The sequence below is a fragment of the Bacillus tuaregi genome (assembly GCF_900104575.1).
Lineage (GTDB): Bacteria > Bacillota > Bacilli > Bacillales > Cytobacillaceae > Bacillus_BD > Bacillus_BD tuaregi.
Map to the genome: position 1 here is coordinate 1568824 of NZ_LT629731.1, position 14292 is coordinate 1583115.

General features: G+C 41.9%; 12 protein-coding genes. 8 read left to right on the forward strand and 4 right to left on the reverse strand.

Features of this window, described 5'->3' with window-relative positions; translation table 11 throughout:
• Nucleotides 1–17 precede the first annotated feature (17 nt).
• Entirely contained in the window at nt 18–464 is a 447-nt protein-coding gene (locus BQ5321_RS09755; RefSeq protein ID WP_071394311.1) for a PNPOx family protein, read from the forward strand.
• Between the two features lie 63 nt (nt 465–527).
• Here the strand turns inward: BQ5321_RS09755 and BQ5321_RS09760 are convergent, their stop codons facing one another.
• Nucleotides 528–1472, reverse strand: a complete 945-nt coding sequence (locus BQ5321_RS09760; RefSeq protein ID WP_071394312.1) for an LCP family protein — start codon at nt 1470–1472, stop codon at nt 528–530.
• Nucleotides 1473–1653: 181 nt separating this feature from the next.
• Nucleotides 1654–2190 carry a YitT family protein gene (locus BQ5321_RS09765; protein WP_071396852.1) on the reverse strand — a complete coding sequence of 179 codons (537 nt, stop codon included), beginning with the start codon at nt 2188–2190 and terminating at the stop codon, nt 1654–1656.
• A gap of 261 nt (nt 2191–2451) precedes the next feature.
• On the opposite strand from BQ5321_RS09765, the gene thrC reads away from it, so the two are divergent.
• Nucleotides 2452–3864: a threonine synthase gene (thrC, locus tag BQ5321_RS09770; RefSeq protein ID WP_071394313.1), complete on the forward strand. Its 1413-nt coding sequence runs from the start codon at nt 2452–2454 to the stop codon at nt 3862–3864.
• A gap of 141 nt (nt 3865–4005) precedes the next feature.
• Nucleotides 4006–4428 (forward strand): DUF4395 domain-containing protein, encoded by a 423-nt coding sequence (locus BQ5321_RS09775; RefSeq protein ID WP_071394314.1) that lies wholly within the window; start codon nt 4006–4008, stop codon nt 4426–4428.
• A 263-nt stretch (nt 4429–4691) separates the two neighbouring features.
• On the opposite strand, the gene BQ5321_RS09780 is transcribed toward BQ5321_RS09775, so the two are convergent.
• Together BQ5321_RS09780 and BQ5321_RS09785 are read right to left on the reverse strand one after the other, a co-directional pair.
• Nucleotides 4692–5075 (reverse strand): globin domain-containing protein, encoded by a 384-nt coding sequence (locus tag BQ5321_RS09780; RefSeq protein ID WP_234978383.1) that lies wholly within the window; start codon nt 5073–5075, stop codon nt 4692–4694.
• 218 nt (nt 5076–5293) lie between these two features.
• Nucleotides 5294–7261, reverse strand: a complete 1968-nt coding sequence (locus tag BQ5321_RS09785; protein ID WP_071394316.1) for a sigma-54-dependent Fis family transcriptional regulator — start codon at nt 7259–7261, stop codon at nt 5294–5296.
• A 480-nt stretch (nt 7262–7741) separates the two neighbouring features.
• On the opposite strand from BQ5321_RS09785, the gene BQ5321_RS09790 reads away from it, so the two are divergent.
• From BQ5321_RS09790 to BQ5321_RS09810, 5 genes are all read left to right on the forward strand, one after another.
• Nucleotides 7742–9877 carry a hydantoinase/oxoprolinase family protein gene (locus tag BQ5321_RS09790; protein WP_084786729.1) on the forward strand — a complete coding sequence of 712 codons (2136 nt, stop codon included), beginning with the start codon at nt 7742–7744 and terminating at the stop codon, nt 9875–9877.
• A gap of 39 nt (nt 9878–9916) precedes the next feature.
• Nucleotides 9917–12196, forward strand: a complete 2280-nt coding sequence (locus tag BQ5321_RS09795) for a hydantoinase B/oxoprolinase family protein (protein WP_071394317.1) — start codon at nt 9917–9919, stop codon at nt 12194–12196.
• A 27-nt stretch (nt 12197–12223) separates the two neighbouring features.
• Nucleotides 12224–12724: an acetone carboxylase subunit gamma gene (locus BQ5321_RS09800; protein ID WP_071394318.1), complete on the forward strand. Its 501-nt coding sequence runs from the start codon at nt 12224–12226 to the stop codon at nt 12722–12724.
• A gap of 131 nt (nt 12725–12855) precedes the next feature.
• Nucleotides 12856–13563 carry a CoA transferase subunit A gene (locus tag BQ5321_RS09805; protein WP_071394319.1) on the forward strand — a complete coding sequence of 236 codons (708 nt, stop codon included), beginning with the start codon at nt 12856–12858 and terminating at the stop codon, nt 13561–13563.
• Entirely contained in the window at nt 13547–14224 is a 678-nt protein-coding gene (locus BQ5321_RS09810; protein ID WP_071394320.1) for a 3-oxoacid CoA-transferase subunit B, read from the forward strand. Before BQ5321_RS09805 ends, BQ5321_RS09810 begins: the two co-directional genes overlap by 17 nt.
• The last annotated feature ends 68 nt before the right edge of the window (nt 14225–14292 follow it).

Genomic DNA, 14292 nt, shown 5'->3' on the forward strand with positions numbered 1-14292 from the left:
ACAAGGGAGAGAATAGGATGGCAAAGGTTCAAGAAGTACTAGATTCAACTATCGTTAATTTATTAAAAGAGGAAACAATCGTTCAATTAATTACGATTAATGCGGAAACGAAAAAGCCGGAGCTGACGGTTGTATCCTGGGTGCTGGCAACAGAGGATGGTAAACAAGTTAAAATTGCCGTTGGACATAAGGGATCTAGTATTAATAATATACAAGCAGATCCAGCTGTTACTTTGGGAATCATCGGCCCTGAAAGCTGCTATTCAGTGCAAGGCACTGCATCCGTATCAGATGTTTTCCAAGGTACCATGAAGTATCGAGTCATTACCGTTGATGTAGAAGAGGTAGAAGATGTGATGTTCTATGGTGGAAAATTAACATCACTTCCTAAATATGAAAAAACGTATGATGCAGCCTTAGCGAAGAAATTAGATGACGAGGTTTATGAATTATTAAGTAAGTAATAAAAAACGGCCTGCTGTCTTTATTCAGCAGGCCGTTTTACTTTGTCTATCCATACTTAATCATCATTTTTCTTTTGCCAAAAAGGTGCGAATACTTTTCTGATTTTGCTCAAAATCAACTTCTAATACATCCCCAATTCCTTCAAAACGGTTATTTTGGAAACTGCCGTCCTCTGGAATGCGCAAGGTTTCGACACTTCCATCCTTCTCTGCTACGAGGCTTTTTCCAACCTGTAAAAGGGTAGAGGTATCGATATTCGTATCTACATATGTATGTAACAGCTCTATAAGCTTAGGAAGATTTGCGATACTATTTATGCTTACGGCTTCCTCTTTTAATTTCGCGATGACCTCCTGCTGCCTTTGGATTCGACCAAAATCACTTAGCCGGTCATGACGAAATCGAACATACCCCAGTAGCTCCTCTCCATTTAAATGCTGCTTTCCTTCTTCTAACGTCATGCCAATTCCATAGGACATTTCATAGGGTACGTCTACTTCAATTCCATTTGGCGCTAGGATATCTACCGCTTTTTCGAAGCCTTTAAAATCAACAATGGCATAATAATGAAGATCAAGCCCAAAATTTTCTTTAATTGTGCTTCGTAGTAAATCCGGGCCTCCATGTGAAAAGGAAGTATTTAATTTGTGCTGGCCATAATCAGGTATCGAGACATACATATCACGCATGAGAGAGATAAGCTTTACCTGATGGGTTTGCGGATTGTAATGAGCAACCATAATCGTATCCGTGCGGGCCTGTTCTTCGCCACGGGTGTCGCTTCCTAATAGAAGAATATTAACAGGCTCTAGGCTTTGATGCTTTACCTCACCTTGAAATGATTGATGTTGTTGCTCTATCTTTTTCAGCGGCTGGTTAAAGGCTATAATCGTTTCGCTTATGTACTGGATGATATGGAAAAGACCAACCATAAAGACACCCAGAAAAAAGAAGGCACAAAGAATTCTACCCCATCTGATTTTTCTTTTCTTTTTTGCTCGTGACAAGCTTTCACCACCTTTATGTCAGATATAACCTAAATGAATAGACTGTCGAAATCATAATTATTTCATAGAAAGATTGCAGTCTATTAAATTTATGATTACATTATGGTGAAATTATGATGACAATTCATTGATGAAGCTTAAAGAGCAAAATAGGAAGAAATGAGGGATCATCCCCTTTCCGTTACATTTCCTCATAACAGATGGACGCAAGAAAGCCAGCAGTTAATATCGTTATCGTTGAGAAAACAACACTTTGGAGGCCCAAGGTTTGATAGCCAAGCAGAACAATTAACGCATCCATGAAGGCAATAAGAAAGCCAATATTTAAAGGTGTTGCTTTTGCAATAAAATAGGCGATTAGGTCGGTTCCACCTGTACTTGTCTTATAGCGTAGCATTAAGCCGACACCTATTCCACAAATGGCACCGCCTAGAATCGCACTCAGCCAAATGGGGAGATAAAACTGAAAAGGGGCAAGTAAATCAATAAAAACAGCCGTCACAATCATCCCATAAAAGCTGCCATGAAACTGTTTTCGATCCTTGATCCATGCGTAAATAATTAATGGGACACTTAGTAATGCCGACCAAAGTCCTGCATGGACATCAAAATAATAATGAAGAATAAGAGCGATGCCAATAATACCCCCATCAAGTAATTGATGAGGAACTAAAAATCCATTAATCCCAATCCCAAGCAGAATACTTCCGATTATCATAGCTGCCACTCTAGCAAAAACTTGGACCACCTCATTTTTATTTTTAGATTATTGGTAGGTATTCATAATACCTATGATGGTTGTCCATGAACTATTCCAAATTGGTTAGCCAATTACTACCTGATTTTGGAAATTTAGGAGTAGGAGGTAGATTCTTTTCGAGAATTTTAAATTATTCAGGTATTTCAGTATAATTCTTATTGACTCTTAACCGAATTTAGGTGACGATAGGAATATATTTTTTTATTCTTGGAGGATGTTATGAAATACATTAGTACACGTGGAAATGTAAGTAAAATTGGTTTTATCGATACAGTTCTAATGGGATTGGCTACGGATGGAGGACTGTTAGTTCCGGAACAAATTCCGCAATTCCCGGAAGAGAAGCTACAGGAATGGTCCAAGCTAAGCTATCAGGAATTAGCCTATGAAATCATTTCTTATTATGTGGATGGGGAAATCCCGGAAAACGAACTAAAGGAATTAATTGAGAAGAGCTATGGAACCTTCCGTGCTTCTGAAGTAACGCCAGTTGTTAAGCTGAAGGATGACATGTATGTATTAGAATTATTCCATGGCCCAACCTTTGCCTTTAAGGATGTGGCACTGCAGTTCTTAGGAAATTTATATTCCTATATTGCGAAGAAAACAGGAGAAACCATCAATATTCTTGGGGCTACCTCCGGCGATACTGGTGCATCTGCGATTGAGGGTGTGAGAGGAAAAGAGGGCATCCGCATTTGTATTCTTCATCCGCATGGAAGAGTAAGTAAGGTGCAGGAGCTACAAATGACAACGGTGGATGATGAGAGTGTTTTAAATTTAGCGATTAAAGGAACCTTCGACGATGGACAGCGCATCATTAAGGAGATCTTCGCTGATTTGGATTTCAAAAACAAATACCATCTTCGTGCGATTAATTCTATTAATTTTGCCCGAATTTTAGCACAGACCGTGTATTATTTCTATGCGTATTTCCAAGTGGCAAAGGAACAAGACATGAAAGCTCTTAACTTTAGTGTTCCAACCGGAAACTTTGGCGATATTTTTGCCGGCTATTTAGCAAAGAAAATGGGTCTGCCAGTTGGTAAGCTCATTGTCGCTACAAATGAAAATAATATTTTAGAGCGTTTTATTAAAGAGGGAGTTTACCAGCCGGGTGAGTTCCATAGCACCTACAGTCCTTCGATGGATATTCAGGTTGCCAGCAACTTTGAGCGTTATCTATATTATCTTTTAGGGGAAAATGCAGAGGCTGTTACTTCAATCATGGAGCAATTCAAAGCTGACGGAAAAATTTCGGTCAACGAAGAGCAGCTTCGTCAAGTACAAGCCGATTTTGCAGCACACGGTGTTCAAGGTGAAACATGCTTGAACACAATTGGTAAGTACTTTAAGGCTACGAACTATTTATTAGATCCACATACCTCCTGCGGGGTTGCGGCATATGAAGCATGTAATGAGGAAGGGGAAGTGTGTGTTACACTTTCAACAGCACATCCGGCTAAGTTCAATGAAGCGATTGAGCGCTGTGAGATTGAACAAACCTATCCGGAAGAAATTCAAGCTTTATTCAATAAACCACAGCACTTGGAGGTTATTGAAGCAACCAATGAGGAAATTTATTGTCAGCTTGAAAAGCACTTTCGCTCTTCGCTGGCAGATGTGAAGTAAAGGATTGTTACATTTCAAATATCTTGATAAAAACCAGCAATGGGTAAGAAACTACCATTGCTGGTTTTTTGTTGCACTTTTCGTGACAATCATTTACAAAGGTTATATAATATATAAATCCAATTGGAAAGGTGTGATTTTATGTCCGAAATGCCTCGTTCCATTCCAAGACCACTTGTGAAAACGAATCAATCCGTGATCGTAATTAGTGTATTATTAACCTGGATTACGAAAATGGAATGGATCTTATTGATTCCTTTTCTCGCAGGATTATCAGGAATTCTATTTGGCTATAATCCAATTATGCAGCTAGCAAAAAAGTTTCTCAAAAAACCGATTAAAAGCTATATCCCTGAGGATTGGGAGCAGCAGCAGTTTAATCAGAAAATAGCCGTTTTTTGCTTAGGAGCAGGATTTATTAGCTTCTTATTAGGCTGGAATACAGCAGGCAACATCTTTACAATTATGGTAGCCCTAGCAGCATTCATCGCCATCCTAGGCTTTTGCATCGGCTGCTTCATCCTATATCAATGGAAGCAATATCAATATCGACGTGCACAGTAGTAGCATAGCATTATTGCCATACAGTGGGGTTCAAACCCCGCTGAATGAAGTTAAGCCTCCGGAGGATGTCATGGATTTTTTTTGATAGTTTATTGAGCTCAGGTAATCCGGACGCAAATTCGACGGGCGAATTTGATTGTCAAATCGTATTACTGTACTAGACAAAAGGGGATGTTATCTTTACATTTTACATATGCTCAAGAAGACCATCGATTCAAGCAAGGTTTCGCTCTTGTATTGGAGGTCTTCTTGATTAGAATGAATTATGCTGAATTTATCATAATTCCTGCGACCTGCTCTAATTTGCTGTAAAAAAGCACTCCTGCTGGTTGCTGGTTAAGTCCAACCTCTTCAAACGCTTCCTTCATACAACGCAGCCAGCACTGTGCCCGCCATGGCGTAATTTCAAAGGGGAGATGACGCTCTCTCATCGCAGGAGGTCCAAATTCCTGACTGTAGAGGGCAGGACCACCTGTAAATTGAGTAAGAAACATTCGTTGCTTTCGCATAATCTCCTGGATATCCCCTTCAAATAACGGACTCAAATCCGGATCACTGTATACCTTTGGATAAAAAGCTAGCACTAATTCCTCTATCTTTTCTGCACCGATCTGGTCAAATATCGTTGTTAAATTGGATTTACTCACTTTATTTACCCCCATATGTAGTATCTTTATATTATAAACTTACATACAACAGGGAAGTGTGATTTGCCTCATTGCTTTGCTCTACAGATTTTAATCTATGATATCGTCTATACCGAGAATAAGTTGATTTTGGACAAACCGATTCCGGTGTTACTTGATTAAAATAGAAGCAGACACATGCCTGCTTCTATTTCGGGTATAAACGGGATTTTCGTTCATTAGATAGGAGCATTTCCCACCTCCTGCAATTGATACTTTTTGAGCTTCCGATATAAGGTGGACCTAGCGACCTTCAGTTCCTTGGCCACTGCTGAGATATTCCATTTGCTTTGAATCAATAGCTTTCTGATTTGCTCCTTTTCTGTTTTTTCCATAATGGATAAGCTGCTATGTTCGGTTTTACTGGATTCTGTCTGTATGTGAAAGCTTGCGAGATAGGCAGGTAAGTCACTTTGTTCAATTTTCGCTGAAAGGCTAAAAATGACAGCATGCTCGAGGGCGTTCCTTAATTCTCTAATATTGCCTGGCCAGCTGTAGGTTAAAAAGAAATCCTTGGTTTTCTCTGCTAAACGGAAAGGCATAGGCTTGTGATATTTTTCGGCAAATACATGTAAATAGTGATTCGTGATAGGAAGGATGTCTGCCTTTCTTTCGGATAGGGGAGGAACATGAAAGGAAATCACGTTCAGCCTGAAAAATAAATCGCTGCGGAACAATCCAGCTTCAATCAGCTTCTCTAGGTCTCTATGTGTGGCGGCAATCACCTTAACGTCTGTCTTAATCGTTTTGGAAGAGCCTAATCTTGTAAACTCTTTTTCCTGAAGAACTCGTAGCAAGTGCACCTGGAGGTCTAAGGGCATTTCTCCAATTTCATCTAAAAAGATCGTTCCCCCGTTTGCTTCTTCAAATTTTCCTTTCTTTCCTTCCTTTTTTCCACCGGTAAAGGTACCGCTTTCATAACCGAATAGTTCGCTGCCAATCAGCTCCTTCTGGATGGCACCACAATTAATCGCGATAAAAGGCTTATCACATCTGGTACTTACATCGTGAATGTATTTGGCAATTAGTTCTTTTCCTGTCCCTGTTTCTCCGGTTAACAAGATTGGTGTAGTGACTGATGAAATCTGGCGGCATTTATATAAAATATCCTTCAGTTCCGCAGACTCACCAATCAACTGGTGATGCCTTGATTCGTGCAGACTGTTTGAGGCTGTTTCGGTTTTATTTTTTAAAAGGGCAACATAACCAATCTCTTCATTATTAATCACGATAGGGTCTAAATGGATGAATTGAAATGTATCTGCTTGTTTAAAGAAATGAGCTGGATTTTGTAGTAGTTTTTTCATTTTCAAATGGTTATCGAAGGTTGTTTCTTTCTTCAAATGTAAGGCAGTCAATAACGCTTGGTCGCCATTAACCAGAACGGCTTCACTGCTAATAACAAGGGCAGCGTGATCCCTCCATTTACCACTATATTGATGGTAATAGTCCTCAAGCTGAGAATATTTTCTTCGATACATAATCAGAAGCTGCTGTTCAATCATTTGGGCGAGGGAAACGGCTAACCCAAGCGTGTGAGGCTGTGTGCTTGGCCAAAATCCCGTGAAGTCAATGGCACCGATAGCATTTTTCGTATAGGGATGTATGATGGGTGATGCGGAACAGGTCATAGGGTGGAAGCCTTCACAGAAGTGTTCGGCCGAAAAAACTTGAATCGGCTTTTTAGATACAATGCTTGTCCCGATGGCATTTGTACCTGCTGCACTTTCACTCCAGTCCATTCCAGGTAAAAAATTTACTTTTTCTGTTTTTCTGATAAGGTCCTTTTCCCCTTTTAAATAAATCATTTTTCCACTTTCATCATTTAAAGTAATTAAATAGCCGGTCCCGATTAATTTATCATAAATACTATCGATAATCGGCTTCGCTGCATGATAAAGGTCAGATTCTGAAAGTAGTGCTTCAAGTTCAAATGAGGTTAATGCCGCTCTCGCCTGTTGTTGTTCTGGATTGATCCCGTTTGATTGACAACGGCTCCATGAATTTAGAATTTCTTGGCGGACAGCCTTTTGTAAATTTTCACTATTGTGAGGATTTGTGATGAAGGCTTCCCATTTATGTTTGATTTCACTCACTTTATTCGATAGATCCTGTGTGGAAAAAATAGCGAGAAAAGGGTTTTCCAACTTGCATGAAACCTCCTTCTATATGTAGTAATAATCTTTCACCGATAATCATGAAAAAAGAGGAATGTAACTCAAATACTGTGCGAAGAAGTGAGAGAATAGTCTTGTTTAATATTTTTAATATTCAGTATATTTAAAATATTAAACAAACCCATCGATGAAATCAACTGTTATTTACCTGTTTCACGAAACAAACTGTAGCGCGACAGGTGTTGCAAAACGCTACAGTTTGTTCGACTCTATATTGCACCACTTTAACTTAAGAACATCTATCGTATTTTTTCCATCGATTTTCCTAACGATGAAGTTAACTAAATCTAGCATTTGGGAATCAAAAATAAGATTTTTAAAAAAATGAGAGAATCCTATGTGTTGGCACGCTCCTTGCAAGTAAAAGAGTAACAGCAATTATATGACTGTCTTTTTTACATACATTGCTGTTAAATCCATTTACTTTCAATTGAAGGGAGAGCGTTTTATTTGGCCAAATCTCAAATTCTAGCTATTGATGCCGGCGGTACCATGACAGACACGTTTATTATTGATGAAAAAGGAGATTTTGTCGTCGGGAAGGCACAAACTACTCCGATGGATGAACACATTGGACTATTAAACTCTGCTCGAGATGCTTTGAGCCAATGGGATGCGAAAATGGAGGACGAATTCCCGAACCTTTTAGCCGGGGTTTATTCTGGGACGGCTATGCTCAATCGTCTTGTTTCAAGGGTAGGACGACGTGTGGGATTAATTGTGAATAAGGGGATGGAGGATAACCATCGAATGGGGCGCGGATTGCAGTCCTTTCTTGGCTATTCCTATTCGGACAAAATTCACATCAATACCCATCACTTTGATCCGCCGCTTGTACCAAGAAAATGGACGGTTGGCGTTACTGAGAGGGTCGATTTGTTTGGTAACGTAGTCATTCCGCTTTATGAACATGAAATTGAACCAGCGATTCAAAAATTAATTGACGAGGATGTAGAAGCGATTGTCATCAGCCTCTTGCATTCCTATAAATATCCTGCCCACGAAAGAAAGATTCGTGATATCGCAGAACAAATTGTCGCAAAGTCCAATAAAGACATTAAAGTGTTTGCCACGGTTGATTATTATCCGGTGCGTAAGGAATCTCACCGTACCAATACAACGATTGTTGAGGCCTATGCGGCCGAGCCTTCTCGTCAAACGCTGGCCAACATTGATACAGCCTTAAGGGAAGCGGGGACTGATTTCGATTTAAGGATTATGGCCAGTCACGGCGGTACGATCTCTATTAAAGCTAATGAATTGGCAAGAACCTGTGTATCTGGTCCAATCGGAGGAATGGTGGGTGCCAAATACCTAGCCGAGCAGCTTGGCTTGAAAAATGTTGCCTGCTCCGATATTGGCGGAACAAGCTTTGATATTGGTCTAATTACACAAGGAGAATTAGCAATTAATGCAAGTCCTGATATGGCGCGTCTCGTATTGTCCTTGCCTCTTGTATCAATGGATACAACCGGTGCGGGTACAGGAAGCTTTGTTCGTATTGATCCGAACTATGGAAATATTACACTTGGACCAGACAGTGCCGGTTCACGTGTAGGAGTTTGTAACCCTGAAGGCGGTTTAGACACTGTAACCGTTTCAGATTGTCACGTCGTTCTGGGTCTCATCAATCCAGATAATTTCATTGGCGGTGTCATCAAGCTTTCGAAGGCAAAGGCCTATGAAGCGGTGAAGAAACAAATTGCCGACCCGCTTGGGCTTTCAGTAGAGGATGCAGCCTACGGGGTTATCGAGCTGCTAGAATCACAGCTTCGTAACTACCTCGAATCTATGATTCTAGGAAAAGGTTATTCTCCTTCACAATATGTTTGCTTCTCCTACGGTGGCGGCGGTCCGTTACACACTGCCGGTTATACAAAGGGACTTGGCTTTGAGGATGTTCTTATTCCAGCCTGGGCAGCAGGTTTCTCGGCATTTGGCTGTGGGGCAGCAGATTTCGAGTATCGTTATGACAAAACATTGGATCTTAACGTGGATGACGGGGCAGAGGATTCCGATGTTCTTCTCGCTGGAAGAGAGTTGCAGGCTGCGTGGGAGGAATTAAAGACAAAGGTGACAGAGGAATTTAGGAAAAATGATTATCAGCCGGAGGATGTGGATTTCCGTCTTCTCTATAGAATGCAATACCAGGGTCAATTAAATGACCTTGAAATCGAGGCGCCAATCTCAGCCTTCCGTTCAACGGATGATTGGGAAAGTCTTGTCAAAACCTTTGAAGAAACATATGCCAGAGTTTATGCCAAATCAGCGCTTTCACCGGAGCTTGGCTATTCGATTACAGGTGCGATTGTTCGCGGCGTGGTTGAAGTGGCAAAGCCGCAAATCCCACAGGAGCCATTAGCCGGTGAGACACCGCCGCGTGACGCCTTCTTAGGTAATCGTCAAATCTATTGGAATGGCGAGTATCTCCAGGCTGATATTTATGAAATGGAAAAATTACTGCCAGGCAACCGGATTTCAGCGTTTTCGATTCTAGAATCCACAGCCACTACATTGGTCGTTCCGCTAGGCTTTGAAGCTTATCTCGATCAAAATCGTATCTTTCATTTAAGAGAATTGAAGTAAAAAGTTCCATTTTTAATAAATTTCAAGGGGGTACCCAATTTGGCAAATACATTTGCAGATGTTAAAGGAAAGAAAAAAGGGATTGGCTGGGATGGAAAGACGCTCAAGCAAATGCGGAAGGAAATGGATGAAATCAGTCGGGATACAGGCCATTATGCCGGTTTAGAAACCCTTCCATTTAAGGAAAGTGACCCTATCCGCTTTGAAAAAATTTATTCCAAGCTCCGCGGCGGAGTGGTTCATGCAAGGGAAACGGCGAAAAAGGTAGCCGCATCGCCAATCGTTGAGCAGGAAGGTGAATTATGCTTTAGCTTGTACACCCCTGAAGCCGATTCGATTGTTACCTCCACAGGGATTATTATCCACGTAGGAACGATGGGTGCAGCGATTAAATTTATGATTGAAAACGATTATGAGGAAAATCCAGGGATTGCGGATAAGGATATTTTCTGTAATAACGATAACCATGTCGGAAACGTTCATACGTGTGATGTTCATACACTGGTACCAATCTTCTGGGAGGGAGAGGTTGTCGGCTGGGCCGGAGGCGTGACACACGTAATTGATACAGGAGCCTCTGCACCGGGAAGTATGCCAATGGGTCCTGTGCAGCGATATGATGATGGCTATCAGGTAACGTGCCGAAAAATCGGTCAAAATGATACGTTATCAAAGGACTGGTTGCTTGAAAGTACACGTTCTGTACGTGCGGTGAAATACTGGACATTAGATGAGAAGACTCGTGTGGCTGGCTGTCACATGATTCGTGATCTTGTTTTAGATGTAATCAAAGAGGAAGGCGTCGACGCTTATAAACAATTTATGCGTGAAATTATTGAGGATGGACGCCGCGGCTTCGTCAACCAAGTCAAAACGATGCTTATTCCGGGTAAATATCGACAAGCATCCTTTGTTGACGTTCCATTTAAGGATTTAGATCTTCCATCCTTTGCCAAATTGAACACGATTATCCATACACCATCAGAAATTACCGTTCATAAGGATGCTAAATTTGAAATTGATTTTGAAGGTGCAAATCGTTGGGGCTGGCATCCATTCAATGCGACACCGGTTTCGATTACAAGCGGCATCTGGGTTATGCTTTCCCAAACCCTTGTCCCGAATGACCGTATCAATGATGGAGCCTATTACGCCAGTAAATTTGGCATTCCATATGGATCATGGTTTAACCCAGATGATATACGCTCTGCCCATTCGAATACCTGGCATGCGCTTGTGGCGGCATGGTCACCGCTTTGGCGCGGCTTAAGCCGGTCCTACTTTGGCCGTGGTTATTTAGAGGAAGTGAATGCAGGGAATGCCCATACCTCTAACTGGCTGATGGGTGGAGGCTACGATCAATATGGTCAGTTATCCGCGATGAACAGCTTTGAGACCTCCGCATGTGGTGTCGGGGCTAGTGCGGTTCAGGATGGAATCAGCCACTCGGCTGCCCTCTGGAACCCTGAGGGAGATATGGGTGACATGGAAATTTGGGAGCTCTTAGAACCGCTTATTTTCCTAGGAAGACAAATTTTACCTGGGTCAGGCGGAGCGGGTAAATATCGCGGTGGAAATGGCTGGCAATCGCTTCGACTAGGCTGGGGTGCACAGGAATGGACAATGTTTATGGCCGGTGCCGGTGTCATGGCGACAGACTGCGGGCTCATGGGAGGCTATCCAGCATCTGCAGGCTATCGCTTCCAGGCGAACAAAACAAATATCAAGGAGCGAATTGATAAAGGACTTCCAATCCCATTAGGCGGGGATGTCGACCCTGACAATCCAACCTTCGAGGAAAACATGGAGGCGGAGGTTGTCTACCGTGATCGTCAGGCGGTATCGACGCAGGAGCAGTTTGGTGATTACGATGTGATTATGAACTACCTCCGTGGGGGTCCGGGATTTGGAGATCCGCTTGAGCGTGATCCAAAGCAGGTTGAATCCGATTTGAATGAAAAATATATCCTTCTTCGCTATGCAGAGCAGGTATATGGCTGTGCGTTTACTGAAGAAAATGGTGTTTATACGCTTGATCTGAAAGCGACAAAAGAAAAGCGCAAGAGTATTCGCAAGCAGCGTCTAGAGCGCAGCCAGCCGACAAAAGAGTGGATGGAGGGCGAAAGAACAAAGATCATGAATGAAGACGCCGCTATCCAAGTGAAGCATATGTACGCTCAAAGCTTTGCCTTAAGTGAAAAGTTTACAAATGAGTTTAAGGATTTCTGGAGTATTCCAGAGGATTGGATGATCTATGAAGAGGATTTAGGTGTACCAACACTTGGGGCACACATCAATCGATTCAAAAAGAAAAAATAATCTAATTTGAACAAAGAGGTGAAGGTTATGGCAAAATACGATAAAAAAAGAATTGCTGAGTTGATTGATGGAACATTAGAGTTTTACCAGTTAAAGGATATGATGACAAGCCATAAGGACCCGGAGCGGTTTGAAATCTACCGTGAAGTCTTACAGGATCGTGTGAAATGGGATGACCCGATTCTCCTTCCATACGGCTTGCATCTATATATTGTACAAAAGGCAAACGGTGATCGGATGGTAAAATGCGATTGCGGCCATGAATTCTGTGATTATCGGGAAAATTGGAAGCTCCATGCGAAAATTTTCGTCCGAGATACAGAAGAAAAAATGAATGAAATCTATCCAAAATTAATGGCACCGGACCCTGAGTGGCAGGTGATTCGCGAATATTATTGCCCTGAGTGTGCATCACAGCTCGAGGTTGAAGCGGTTCCACCTTGGTACCCAATTCTGTTAGATTTCGAACCGGATATTGATACGTTCTATAATGAATGGCTCAAGAAACCATTGCCAGCCGTTAAATAGATGGTAAGCAGTGATTCTCTTAAGATGGGAGACCCTTAGGGGTTTCCCTCTATTTATTTTTAGCTCAGTCTTGTGAAGCAAGGAATAGTATAAGTGAGTGATTGAAAATAGTAGTGAAATGAGGGGAGAGAATGAAACAAATAGGCAGGACTGCATTGGATATAGTGAAGGATATACACGACGGTGCTGTCATCATGGTTGGGGGCTTTGGGGTATGCGGGATTCCTGAAAACCTCATTCAAGCCCTTTCAGAGACAGGTGTAAAAGACTTAACCGTCATCTCGAATAACTGTGGCATTGATGACTGGGGGCTAGGCATTTTATTAAGAAGGAAACAGATTAAAAAGATGATTAGCTCCTATGTAGGTGAAAATAAAGAGTTTGAGAGACAATTTTTATCAGGAGAAATTGAGGTAGAGCTCCTGCCTCAAGGAACCTTAGCCGAGAAAATTCGTGCTGGAGGAGCTGGGATTCCCGCTTTCTACACACCTGCAGGGGTCGGTACAATTGTGGCAGACGGAAAAGAGGTTCGATCCTTCGATGGAAAGGATTATCTCCTTGAGAAAGCCCTGAGAGCTGATTTCAGCTTAGTATCTGCCTTACGAGCCGATGAAATGGGAAATTTAATTTATAGCAAAACAGCGCAAAATTTCAATCCGATTATGGCTGCTGCTGGTGCTGTGACCATCGCAGAGGTGGAGGAGATGGGGGATATTTCTCCTTCACATGTTGTAACGCCAGGTATTTATGTACAAAGATTAGTTGTATGTAGGAAAGAGAAACGGATTGAAAGAAGAACCGTACAGAAAGTGGGGGAAGGGCATGAGTACACCAATTGAAAACACTTTAGGTATAAGAGAGAGAATTGCGAAAAGAGCGGAGAGGGAAATTGAATCAGGGAATTACGTAAATCTTGGCATTGGGATGCCGACACTCATTGCCAATTTTATTAGTGAAAATAAACGGGTCGTCCTTCAATCTGAAAACGGCTTACTAGGCATTGGTCCGTATCCAAAAGAATCAGAGGTCGACCCTGATTTAATCAATGCAGGGAAAGAAACAATTACCGCAAGCAAGGGTGCAGCATATTTTTCCAGTGCTGAGTCCTTTGCTATGATTCGTGGTGGACATATAGATGTCGCGATTTTAGGTGGGATGGAGGTATCTGAAGCAGGTGATCTTGCGAATTGGATGATTCCAGGGAAGATGATAAAGGGAATGGGTGGGGCGATGGACCTCGTTCATGGAGCGAAAAAAATTATCGTCATCATGGACCATACCAATAAAAACGGCCAGGCAAAAATTGTCCATCATTGCTCACTTCCCTTAACAGGTAAAGGGGTTGTCAACCGAATTATCACGGAAAGAGCAGTTATCGATATCACTGACGCGGGTTTAAAGCTGGTGGAAGTGGCGAAAGGGTATACAGTAGACGATATTCAAGCTGTAACCGAGCCTCGGCTGTTAGTGGATGAGCATACGGTATTAAATGCTTATTAAGAAATTCAACTGGTATGATGGTTTATGGCCGAAAGGGAAACAGAAAAAAGAAAGCTGGCATGCTACCA

Coding starts and splice junctions, on each gene's coding strand:
- BQ5321_RS09775 (WP_071394314.1), top strand. CDS start 4,006: ATGTCCGAAATGCCTCGTTCCATTCCAAGACCACTTGTGAAAACGAAT.
- BQ5321_RS09765 (WP_071396852.1), bottom strand. CDS start 2,190: ATGATAATCGGAAGTATTCTGCTTGGGATTGGGATTAATGGATTTTTA.
- thrC (WP_071394313.1), top strand. CDS start 2,452: ATGAAATACATTAGTACACGTGGAAATGTAAGTAAAATTGGTTTTATC.
- BQ5321_RS09800 (WP_071394318.1), top strand. CDS start 12,224: ATGGCAAAATACGATAAAAAAAGAATTGCTGAGTTGATTGATGGAACA.
- BQ5321_RS09810 (WP_071394320.1), top strand. CDS start 13,547: ATGAGTACACCAATTGAAAACACTTTAGGTATAAGAGAGAGAATTGCG.
- BQ5321_RS09805 (WP_071394319.1), top strand. CDS start 12,856: ATGAAACAAATAGGCAGGACTGCATTGGATATAGTGAAGGATATACAC.
- BQ5321_RS09755 (WP_071394311.1), top strand. CDS start 18: ATGGCAAAGGTTCAAGAAGTACTAGATTCAACTATCGTTAATTTATTA.